Origin of the sequence: Pseudoalteromonas sp. RB2-MNA-CIBAN-0110 (assembly GCF_040309305.1) — a bacterium.
Classification (GTDB): Bacteria; Pseudomonadota; Gammaproteobacteria; order Enterobacterales; family Alteromonadaceae; genus Pseudoalteromonas; species Pseudoalteromonas arctica.
Genome location: NZ_JBEOOQ010000066.1, coordinates 1 through 9,548, shown reverse-complemented (window position 1 = coordinate 9,548; position 9,548 = coordinate 1). Strand labels below are relative to the sequence as shown.

Here is a 9,548-nt window from a genome sequence, read left to right as displayed (position 1 = left end):
TAATACACACTCACATTAATACGCATCACGTAGGGCGGGCGAGCGCAGCGACTCCCTACGCTAGAATCACAACAAAAACCCTCAATACCCCAGTCGGCGAATACAATAGCATTTTCACTGTGACTCTCCACTGCTGTGGGCACTATGACATTACACAAGCTTCACATTGTAGAAAGCCCAAATTTAACGATTCGGGCTTTTTTTACGTCTGCAGAAAAGTAGAATATGAGTAACTAACATTACGCACTCGATTTCTCTCCAATTTATCTAAATGTACAAGTCGAGTAGAATAGCTCCTTACTTCAGTACTAAAGTTTATAACCAAATCTAAAGACTATTTAAAATAGTCCGTAAGCTTGAGTTTCTTCACTTTCAGATTATTCTAGTTGTGTTGGTTTAAATATTACGCTTGGATCAATTAATACACTGTGCTTTTGTGAAAGCTTGATTAATCCTCGCATCATATTTTTAGTTTGTGGGTCTAGATCAAAACCAACCTCAGTGAGCTTATCTAGTGGTTTAATGTCTTCTTTTTTATAGTCGATATTATCTTCGACTTTATCTACCAATAACCCTACGTGTGGGTTTAAGCCGTCTTTAGTGGTAAAAACAATAATAGGTTTATAGTCTAAGGTTATTTGCTCTTTAGCTGATTCGAATAAACGCTCTAGCTGAATTAGGTTACTACGCTTAATTTTTTCGAGCAGAGCTGATACTTGTTTATAATCGCTTTGATTATGAGCTGATATAGCTTCTTTTACCGTTTCTAGCAATGATTGGAAAGGTTCGTTAAGTCGAGACATTGTTAGTTTTAAGTCTTCATTATCGGTGTTGAACTCTTTGTAAAACAGAACAAAATCTTGTAGTTCTGCATCATTGCTTGAAATAGAAGCCGAGCTATTTAGCAAGGTACTTTGAAGGGTATTGAACCAGTTTAATAGTTTTTCTTGCCATGTTCTTAGTTGTTTTAGTACATGCGCATTACTTTGTTCGGTTGAGATATTATTTAAAATAATACCTAAATCAAACACAGGCGTTGGTATATCCATATAATCTTTAACACCAATAAAGCTTTTATTATTGTTGGGTAAAGTTGTTAGATTATTGTCAAAGCGCTCTGTTAATAAAATATCGAGTATTTTAAGTGAAATTGTTTTGCAGCCCACTTTAAAGTTTATTAATTCCATGCCTTTATCTTAATTTACCTGTTAATGCTTTAAGGATAGAACAAATTAAATAAATAGCTTAAAGATGGATAAGATTTAATAGAGATAGGTAACTAGGAGTTATTAGATGGCACTAGTGAGGTTTTTTATGGCACGTTTAAATTGATTCTCAAGCTGCTTTTTTCCTAATAAACCTAAGTGTTGAATCACTTTTTCATTACATTCATTTTGCAGCACTAACTTTATTAAAAGTTGTTTATCAGACTCTGTTAATTGAGACATACAAGAAGGAGACTGATTCACTACCTGCCAGAGAGTCGCAGAGATATTAAATTGAGTGAAGTTACTGTTTACGAGCAAGGCTAATCGTTCGCGAGTCTCGAGGCTTACTAACTCATCGCTAAATCCTTCAATTAAAATACTTACAAGTTGCCAATCTAGTGTTTTAAAATGTGTTAAAAGAGCATAAAAAAAGTCGTTTTTAAACTGCTTTTTCAAAGGTTGGATAATTGCACTTTTATTGCTTAAGCATTTAACCACAAGCGCTGAATGTTCAGCTGTGCTTTTATCGCGTTGATAACCCAGTTTTACGGTATCAAACCCTTGTTTTTGCCAAAAGTTAAGTAGCTGCGCTGTTGCGCCAAAGCTTGCACCAAACCAACTACATTGGCTTTTTACTTGCGACTCGCAATAGCTAAGTAGCTTTTTACCAAAACCCATATTGTGAGAACTCGGATCAATCGCTATTCGTACAACGCGAGCGCTCAACTGTGTTAAGTAGTCATTATCAAAGCTAAGTTGTGAGAGGGTTTGAGCCATTAAATGACCCTGTGGGCGGCGCTCTCCGCTTATAACCTGTAGAGCAAGTTCTTCACTTAAACCACCTTCTATTGCGATTAAACATACACCAACTAATTGATTGTTAATTTTGCTGATGAATATTCGTTGCGATGGTGCGTCTAGTAGTTGGCGTAAATCGTTTACACTACTTTGATAGTGAGCCAATGCAAGCAGGGCAATAACTTGTTGCAGTAAAGGCTCATTTTTTACAAGGGATTGCTGAGTTATTTCGCTATGAACTGGCTGCTCTAATTGCTCACTACTTAACTCTTTATATTGTGCATCGAGTGCAAGCAAGGTGCGAATGTGCTTCTCGAGGGGATCGTGTTTGGCAAAACGCAGTGGCTCATCAAGCGTTACAACTTTAGAGGCTTTATAGTGCGCTTTTATATAGTTACTAAAGCGAATGGTGTAACCCCTACCATTGCCCTCATACCCAACCAGTGTACTTGCAAATACTATACGAGGGTAATGAGCTAGCATTTTTAGCAATAACGGAACAGGGATCGCGGCAGCTTCATCAATGAGTAATAAATCGCACTCAGGTAATGCATTTAATAACGCGTCAGGTGCAACGTAGTGCAAGTTGGCGAGCTGTTTATGTTCAGCGTTGTATTGAAGGCTCAGCTCGTTGGCTAAATGTTTAAAGCTACTATGGGTCGCTTTAAACTGAGTGCTGCAAATAATTACTTTTTTATCAGTCAATTTTGCGGCAGCTAAGCCAAGTGCTGCCGACTTGCCTCTACCTCTATCAGCATTAATGAGTAAAGGTCTGTTGGCACGGCCATTAGCTACTTTTACTATTTGTTCAACGCAGTTTTGCTGTGGTAGATAATCAATTTTATTATCCGTAACAGAGCTGACGAGATTATTAATACAGCCATTTTGTTCACTAAAATGAAAAGCGGGTAACCGCTTAATAATAGCCGCGAAACGATTATTAAATAAACTGTAGTCAATACTTTGACCGTGTGATTGCACTGTACTTAATGAGGGGTCTTGCCAAAAGGCTAAATCATTTAATTCGGGCAGTAATAAAAACAGTATACCGCCTGCTTTAACGGTGCCGGTAAGTGCTGCAAGTTTATCAGGGTGCAAACCACTAAAACCATTATAAACAGCATGAGCAAATTCTTGCCCTAAAATTTGGTGAGTGCGAGTAGGCCAGTACGAATTTTTAATCGCGCACTGCTTTGATACAACAAGTGTATTGTTTTCATCTATTAATGAGTTAAGTAATTCATAACACCAAGCAGGGCTGCCGGTAATCAACACTAGCTGACGATGATACGCGCCAGCTAGTTGTTGTTCTAACTCATTTAGGTGAGATTTATACAGCTTGTAATCGTGCATAGGCCGTTACTAACCATTTACTGCCAAGGTCGTCAAAGTTAACTTGTACGCGAGATTGCGCGCCACTGCCTTCGTAATTAAGTACGGTACCAACACCAAACTTAGCATGCAAAACTCGTTGCCCTAAGTTAAAACCACTGTCTTCAAATGCGGCATGGCTAACTGATGCGCTAAAACGCCCGGCGGCAGGTGGACGAGAAACCTGTGTTTTAATACGGATTTCTTCTACGCAGTCCTCAGGTATTTCGCGTAAAAAGCGTGATGGGCTATGGTATTTTTCTTGCCCGTATAAGCGGCGACTCTCAGCATGGCTAATGTATAACTTATCCATTGCTCGTGTCATGCCTACATAACAAAGGCGGCGCTCTTCTTCTAAGCGGCCAGACTCTTCGTTACTTTGCTGAGAAGGGAACATGCCCTCTTCTACGCCCACCATAAACACTAACGGAAACTCTAATCCTTTAGCTGAGTGAAGTGTCATCATTTGAACGGCATCTTCGTGCTCTTCTGCTTGTCCTTCACCTGACTCAAGTGATGTATGTGCTAAAAAGCCTTGTAAAGGCGAGCTGTATTCTTCGTCTTCAGGAAGTTCGTACTGGTCACATGCGCTAATTAGCTCTTCTAAGTTTTCTACGCGAGCACGGCCTTTTTCACCTTTTTCAGCTTGGTACATTGCCATTAAGCCTGAGGTTTGAATTGTGTACTTGGCTTGCTCATGCAAAGTTAGATCGCTAATTTTATCTTCTATTTGTTCAACTAGTTCTACAAACTTACTTACTGCACCAGAAGCACGACCAGATAAGTGCTGTTGTTCTACAATTGCTTTTGCGGCATACCAAAGCGGTAACGATTCTGCTCGTGCACAATCTCGTATATGGCTCAATGTTTTATCACCAATACCGCGTGCTGGCGTATTAATTACACGCTCAAACGCGGCATCGTCTTGACGATTACCTACTAGGCGTAAATACGAAAGCGCATCTTTAATTTCTTGTCGTTCGAAGAATCGCATACCACCATAAATACGGTATTTTAAGCCTTCTTGCAGCATGGCCTCCTCAAGTACACGAGATTGCGCGTTACTACGGTATAAAATTGCGGCATCTTGTAGGGCATTACCTGCATTTAACCAGCTTCGTAGTTTGCTACTTACAAAGCGTGCTTCGTCTAACTCATTAAATGCTGCATAAATAGAGATTGGCTCGCCATCGTTACCGTCGGTCCACAAGCTTTTACCCATACGTTCTGAGTTATTTTGAATTAATGCGTTGGACGCTTTCAAAATAGTCGCGGTTGAACGGTAGTTTTGTTCAAGACGAATGGTTTCAGCGCTAAAGTCAGTTAAAAAACGTTTAATGTTTTCGATTTTAGCACCACGCCAACCATAAATGCTTTGGTCATCGTCGCCTACAATCATAATGCTGTTAGTATCGCCAGCAAGTAACTTTAACCAAGCATATTGAATGGTATTTGTATCTTGGAACTCGTCTACGAGCATATGTGCAAAGCGTTGCTGATAATGACGCAGTAACGTAGGGTTATTTTTTAACACTTCGTAGCTGCGTAGTAATATTTCAGCAAAATCAACTAGGCCCGCTCTATCACAGGCCTCTTGATAGGCGGCATAAACACGCAGCATCATTTGCTCGTTAATATCGTATGCTTGGATATCTTTAGGGCGAAGTGCTTCATCTTTTTTGGCGCTTATGTACCAGCCAAATTGCTTAGCGGGCCATTTTTTATCATCAATATTCATCGATTTTAATAAGCGCTTGATCATTCTAAGCTGATCGTCAGAGTCTAAAATTTGAAAGGCTTCAGGTAAGTTAGCTTCACGGTGATGAGCACGTAAAATACGATGCGATAAACCATGGAAAGTACCAATCCACATGCCACCTACAGGGGCCTTTAGTGTTTCTTCAACGCGGCCACGCATTTCTTTAGCGGCTTTATTAGTAAAAGTAACTGCAAAAATACTGTAAGCGGAGGCTTGCTCAACTTGCATAAGCCACGCAATACGATGAACTAACACTCGTGTTTTACCAGACCCAGCACCTGCTAATACCAGCATGTTTTGTAGTGGGGCTGCAACGGCATCGCGTTGTTTGTCATTTAAGCCATCGAGTAATTGTGAAACGTCCATCGTTACGCCTTTTTAATCAATATTGTGGCCAGTATAACAGGTGTTTTTGTTAGGCTAAATAAAATACTGTTTTTATAAACAGCTATTTATAAAATAGTGTTCAAAACGAGTAACTTGCTAATTAATTGAGCGAATAGAAAAGTGCAAACACATAACAAAAATTGCTAATTTGACCTAAAGTTAGCAAAATTTACTAACTCTCTAAATCTAGACTAATTTAACTATTTGATTTGTAAGCTTTAATAAATTGGCATAGAGTGTGTAAGTAAATAATTATAAAATCAAATAAATACAGAGGTTAGTATGGCAGATCAAGGTTCTGGCGGTAACGTAATCGCAGCATTATGTAATATATTTTTTCCTGGTTTAGGGCAGTTAGTGCAAGGGCGTATTTTAGCGGCTATATTTTTTGCACTCGCTATTATAATAAGTTACGCACTAATTTATGTGCTTGTAGGCTTTGTACTTGTGCCTATTATTTACTTATGGTCGATTATTGACGCAGCGCGTTATAGATCGCGAAGTTAACGGTTTTCAAGTTGAGTAAAATAGCGCCCATGTGGCGCTATTTTACTTTATATGTCCTGTGGTTTACGGGCGTTTACGTATATAATTACCCAATTAAAGATTTACAGGCAAACCCTATGGAATATCAATTTATTCGCGACCCTATTAGTGGGCTACGTATTAAAATAAGCAGTGAACACGCTATTATTGGTCGCTGGCTAAACGAAGAAATAGGCAAAGACAAAGTAGCCATGGTGCAAGCGCTTATTGCATCGGTGAGTTCAAGCTATGAGCCGCTAACGCTAAAAGGCCAAGAAATAGATTTAATATTAACGAAAGACGAAGCATTATTTGAAGCCCATGCGCTTCATCAAGACAGCGAAGACCTAATAGCGTATCAAGATGACGATTTAGCGCTTGAAGAAAATGGTTTAAGTAGTGGTTGTGGCTTTGAAGATTTCATTGATTTAATTGATTCATGGCATGAGTTTACGACGTCACGATAAACATAACTAGCACACTAATAAAAATATACAGCAATGCACAATCAGCATTTTATCTGTATTATTACACCAACGAACATTACGCCAATCAAAACGACAGGAACTGATATGTCTGCCAATTTAAACAAGCTAGTAGTGATGCTAGAAATGCAAAACGCCATGAATACTAAAGTACATGAGCAATGGTTTACTCAAGGGTTTAAATGGTACCGCGCTATTTGGGTTGAGTGTGCTGAAATGTTGGATCATCATGGTTGGAAATGGTGGAAAAAACAAACACCAGATACTGAACAAGTTATTTTAGAGTTGGTTGATATTTTTCATTTTGGTCTATCGCTTAGAATTGACGGTGAAACTAGCTACGAAGACTTAGCAAAGCAACTTGAAACTGAGCTTAGCAATGCTCAACAAGCTGATGACTTTAAACAAACACTAGAGATATTGGCGGCGTCTGCTGTTGCTGATAAAACGTTTAATGCAGGTGCCTTTGCCGGCTGTATGGCGCAAATGGGTATGGATATTGATGATTTATATCGCGGCTACGTAGGTAAAAACACGTTAAACTTTTTCCGCCAAGATCACGGTTACAAAGATGGTAGCTATATTAAAGAATGGAATGGGCAAGAAGATAACGAGCATTTAGTTGAAGTAGTTAAAAGCCTTGATACAGAACATGCAGATTTTGCAAAGTTAGTATATCAAGGGCTAGAAGCGCGTTACCCAAAAATTTAAGTCACGTAAGTTGAGTTAGATAATCTTACGATAGTCGGTAACACTTAGGTAATCGGCTATTTCGTTATGTGGTTGTTGGCTATCTGGGTTAGCAACTGCAAGTAAGTGCTCGATGCCGTATTCTCGTGCGGCATTTAATACCGGCACACTGTCATCTACAAACAAAGTGCGCTGCTTATTAAACCCTAAGTCTTTTTGTACTTGGTGCCACAAACTTTGCTGCTCTTTACTTACTCCATATTCATGAGTAGACACTACACCATCTAGGTAGTTATCAATCGCTGTATGCTCAAATTTCAGCATGACACTCTCAGGGTGGGCGTTGGTAAGTAAAATTAACTCTTTGCCTGCTTTTTTAAGCTCAGTTAAAAAATGAGGTACGTCTTCGCGCATTTTAATTAAATGCTGAGACTCTCGTTTAAGCTCCATTATAGGCAAGCTTAATTGCTGCTCCCAATAATCTAAACAATACCACTGTATTTGACCGCTCACAGCTTGATAGCATTTTAAAATATCTGCTTTAGCTGCATCTAGGCTAATGCCCCTTGCTAATGCGTGTTGCGCAGGAATAACGTTAAGCCAAAAATGACTGTCGTAATGTAAATCGAGTAATGTTCCATCCATGTCGAGCAAAACGGTATCGATTTTTGACCAATTTAACATAGGAATTTCAACTTATAAGGTTTATTATTGAACTAACTGCCATGATAGCAAATTAACGCCAATGACACAGAAAAAGCACCCAACACCACCACAAATCCTCAGTAACAATGTTGTCGCTAAAAGCCGCCTGTTTACTGTGGAGTCTTTAGAGCTAAAGTTTTCTAATAACGAAGAGCGCCAGTATGAGCGAATTCGCGGCGGTGGCCGGGGAGCAGTGATGATTGTTCCGTTAAGTGCAGACAACGAATTACTACTTGTACGTGAATACTGTGCGGGCACAAACGATTACCAGTTAGGTTTTCCTAAAGGCTTAATCGATCCGGGCGAAACGCCAGAGCAAGCTGCTAACAGAGAGCTTAAAGAAGAAATTGGCTTTGGTGCTGAGTATTTTAAACCATTAAGAACAGTAACAATGGCGCCGAGTTACTTTAATGCCACTATGCATATTTTATTTGCTAAGCAATTATACCCACAAACCCTTATTGGCGACGAACCAGAGCCGCTTGTTGTTGTTAAGTGGCCATTAACTCAGTGGCAGTCATTATTAGACCAAGAAGATTTTACCGAAGCACGCAGTGTTGCAGCTTTGCTATTATTAGATAAGTATTTAGCGTCTGGAGCTGCCGATGAATAAATTAATCGAACCGTGTATTGAATTAGCTGAGCGTGCTGGCGATGCAATTATGGCCATTTATAAAAAAGGCGATATCGGCCAACAAGAGAAATCAGATAATACGCCTGTTACCAAAGCTGACTTAGCAGCAAATGACGTACTGGTTGCTGGATTAAAAGTCTTAGCGCCCGATATCCCAATTATGTCGGAAGAAACACCTATACCTGCACTCGCCGACAGACAGGACTGGCAGCGCTATTGGTTGCTCGATCCGATGGATGGTACAGGCGAATTTATTTTAGAAAGTGGCGACTTTGCAGTAAACATTGCATTGATTGAAAATAATCATCCTGTGCTTGGCGTTATTCATTGGCCTGCAAAAGGTGTGACTTATTTTGCTACAGCTAAAAATGGTGCCTTTAAACGTGAAAACTCAATTGATAAGCAAATATCTGTAGCGCCGCCAGAGAACTTGACGCTTGCAGTGAGCCGCCGCCAAAAAATAGAAGCGGTGAGTCAGTATTTAAATAGTCAGTTTACAACTATTGCTATTGGTTCGTGCTCATTAAAAGCTTGTACTGTTGCAGAAGGCAAAGCAGATTGTTTTTTAAGAATTGGTCCAACGGGAGAGTGGGATACAGGTGCTTCACAAGTTATTGTTGAAGAAGCCGGTGGTTGTATTACCGATGCAGAATTTAACCCGCTAACGTACAACCAACGCGAGAGTACTGAGAACCCTGACTTTATAGTGATGGGACATCCAGACTGGGAATGGCAAAAAATGATTAATCCGCATCAAAGGTTGAGCGCAGAATAGCAATTTGATTGCTTTTTGTCCGGTTGAACAACTTTAATTAGTTTAGGCCTTGCATTAAATGTTTATTCCTATATAGTAGCGCTCTCTTCAAGGCAGGCTCGTAAATATTACGAAAATGTTTTAAAGAAAGTACAGGCGCGGGATGGAGCAGTCTGGTAGCTCGTCGGGCTCATAACCCGAAGGTCGTCGGTTCAAATCCGGCTCCCGCAAC

At 39.8% G+C, this 9,548-nt stretch carries 9 protein-coding genes and 1 tRNA gene; 6 read left to right on the top strand and 4 right to left on the bottom strand.

Annotation, left to right across the window (positions count from 1 at the left end; translation table 11 throughout):
- Positions 1-377: 377 nt before the first annotated feature.
- The 3 genes from AAEY68_RS20260 to uvrD form a co-directional block, all read right to left on the bottom strand.
- Positions 378-1,187 (bottom strand): hypothetical protein, encoded by an 810-nt coding sequence (locus AAEY68_RS20260; RefSeq protein ID WP_029751110.1) that lies wholly within the window; start codon positions 1,185-1,187, stop codon positions 378-380.
- A 102-nt stretch (positions 1,188-1,289) separates the two neighbouring features.
- Positions 1,290-3,359 (bottom strand): tRNA(Met) cytidine acetyltransferase TmcA domain-containing protein, encoded by a 2,070-nt coding sequence (locus AAEY68_RS20255; protein WP_350586757.1) that lies wholly within the window; start codon positions 3,357-3,359, stop codon positions 1,290-1,292.
- Complete coding sequence (gene uvrD / locus AAEY68_RS20250) at positions 3,337-5,502, bottom strand: DNA helicase II (RefSeq protein ID WP_007586555.1); 2,166 nt, start codon at positions 5,500-5,502, stop codon at positions 3,337-3,339. Before uvrD ends, AAEY68_RS20255 begins: the two co-directional genes overlap by 23 nt.
- A gap of 303 nt (positions 5,503-5,805) precedes the next feature.
- Between uvrD and AAEY68_RS20245 the strand changes: the two genes are divergently transcribed.
- From AAEY68_RS20245 to AAEY68_RS20235, 3 genes are all read left to right on the top strand, one after another.
- The gene (locus AAEY68_RS20245) at positions 5,806-6,030 is read left to right on the top strand and encodes a hypothetical protein (RefSeq protein WP_002963009.1); all 225 of its coding nucleotides are present in this window, start codon (positions 5,806-5,808) and stop codon (positions 6,028-6,030) included.
- A 116-nt stretch (positions 6,031-6,146) separates the two neighbouring features.
- Entirely contained in the window at positions 6,147-6,515 is a 369-nt protein-coding gene (locus AAEY68_RS20240; RefSeq protein WP_024592461.1) for a YacL family protein, read from the top strand.
- Between the two features lie 105 nt (positions 6,516-6,620).
- Positions 6,621-7,244, top strand: coding sequence for a dUTP diphosphatase (locus AAEY68_RS20235; protein ID WP_350586756.1), 624 nt, complete (start codon positions 6,621-6,623; stop codon positions 7,242-7,244).
- 15 nt (positions 7,245-7,259) lie between these two features.
- Here AAEY68_RS20235 and yrfG read toward each other — a convergent pair whose 3' ends face one another.
- Positions 7,260-7,907: a GMP/IMP nucleotidase gene (yrfG, locus tag AAEY68_RS20230; RefSeq protein ID WP_350586755.1), complete on the bottom strand. Its 648-nt coding sequence runs from the start codon at positions 7,905-7,907 to the stop codon at positions 7,260-7,262.
- Between the two features lie 61 nt (positions 7,908-7,968).
- Between yrfG and nudE the strand changes: the two genes are divergently transcribed.
- The 3 genes from nudE to AAEY68_RS20215 all read left to right on the top strand — a co-directional run bounded on the left by nudE (position 7,969) and on the right by AAEY68_RS20215 (position 9,547).
- A complete protein-coding gene (gene nudE / locus AAEY68_RS20225) occupies positions 7,969-8,541 on the top strand; it encodes an ADP compounds hydrolase NudE (protein ID WP_007586548.1) in 573 nt (190 codons plus the stop codon).
- Positions 8,534-9,337 (top strand): 3'(2'),5'-bisphosphate nucleotidase CysQ, encoded by an 804-nt coding sequence (gene cysQ, locus AAEY68_RS20220; protein WP_007586545.1) that lies wholly within the window; start codon positions 8,534-8,536, stop codon positions 9,335-9,337. The genes nudE and cysQ overlap by 8 nt, the downstream gene beginning before the upstream one ends.
- Before the next feature lie 136 nt (positions 9,338-9,473).
- Positions 9,474-9,547 (top strand) — tRNA-Met (locus AAEY68_RS20215).
- Position 9,548 lies beyond the last annotated feature (1 nt).

What these genes read in the sequence shown, in the direction of transcription:
- nudE (WP_007586548.1), top strand. Translation starts at nt 7,969, where the DNA reads ATGACACAGAAAAAGCACCCAACACCACCACAAATCCTCAGTAACAAT.
- AAEY68_RS20260 (WP_029751110.1), bottom strand. Translation starts at nt 1,187, where the DNA reads ATGGAATTAATAAACTTTAAAGTGGGCTGCAAAACAATTTCACTTAAA.
- AAEY68_RS20240 (WP_024592461.1), top strand. Translation starts at nt 6,147, where the DNA reads ATGGAATATCAATTTATTCGCGACCCTATTAGTGGGCTACGTATTAAA.
- yrfG (WP_350586755.1), bottom strand. Translation starts at nt 7,907, where the DNA reads ATGTTAAATTGGTCAAAAATCGATACCGTTTTGCTCGACATGGATGGA.
- cysQ (WP_007586545.1), top strand. Translation starts at nt 8,534, where the DNA reads ATGAATAAATTAATCGAACCGTGTATTGAATTAGCTGAGCGTGCTGGC.
- AAEY68_RS20235 (WP_350586756.1), top strand. Translation starts at nt 6,621, where the DNA reads ATGTCTGCCAATTTAAACAAGCTAGTAGTGATGCTAGAAATGCAAAAC.
- AAEY68_RS20255 (WP_350586757.1), bottom strand. Translation starts at nt 3,359, where the DNA reads ATGCACGATTACAAGCTGTATAAATCTCACCTAAATGAGTTAGAACAA.
- uvrD (WP_007586555.1), bottom strand. Translation starts at nt 5,502, where the DNA reads ATGGACGTTTCACAATTACTCGATGGCTTAAATGACAAACAACGCGAT.
- AAEY68_RS20245 (WP_002963009.1), top strand. Translation starts at nt 5,806, where the DNA reads ATGGCAGATCAAGGTTCTGGCGGTAACGTAATCGCAGCATTATGTAAT.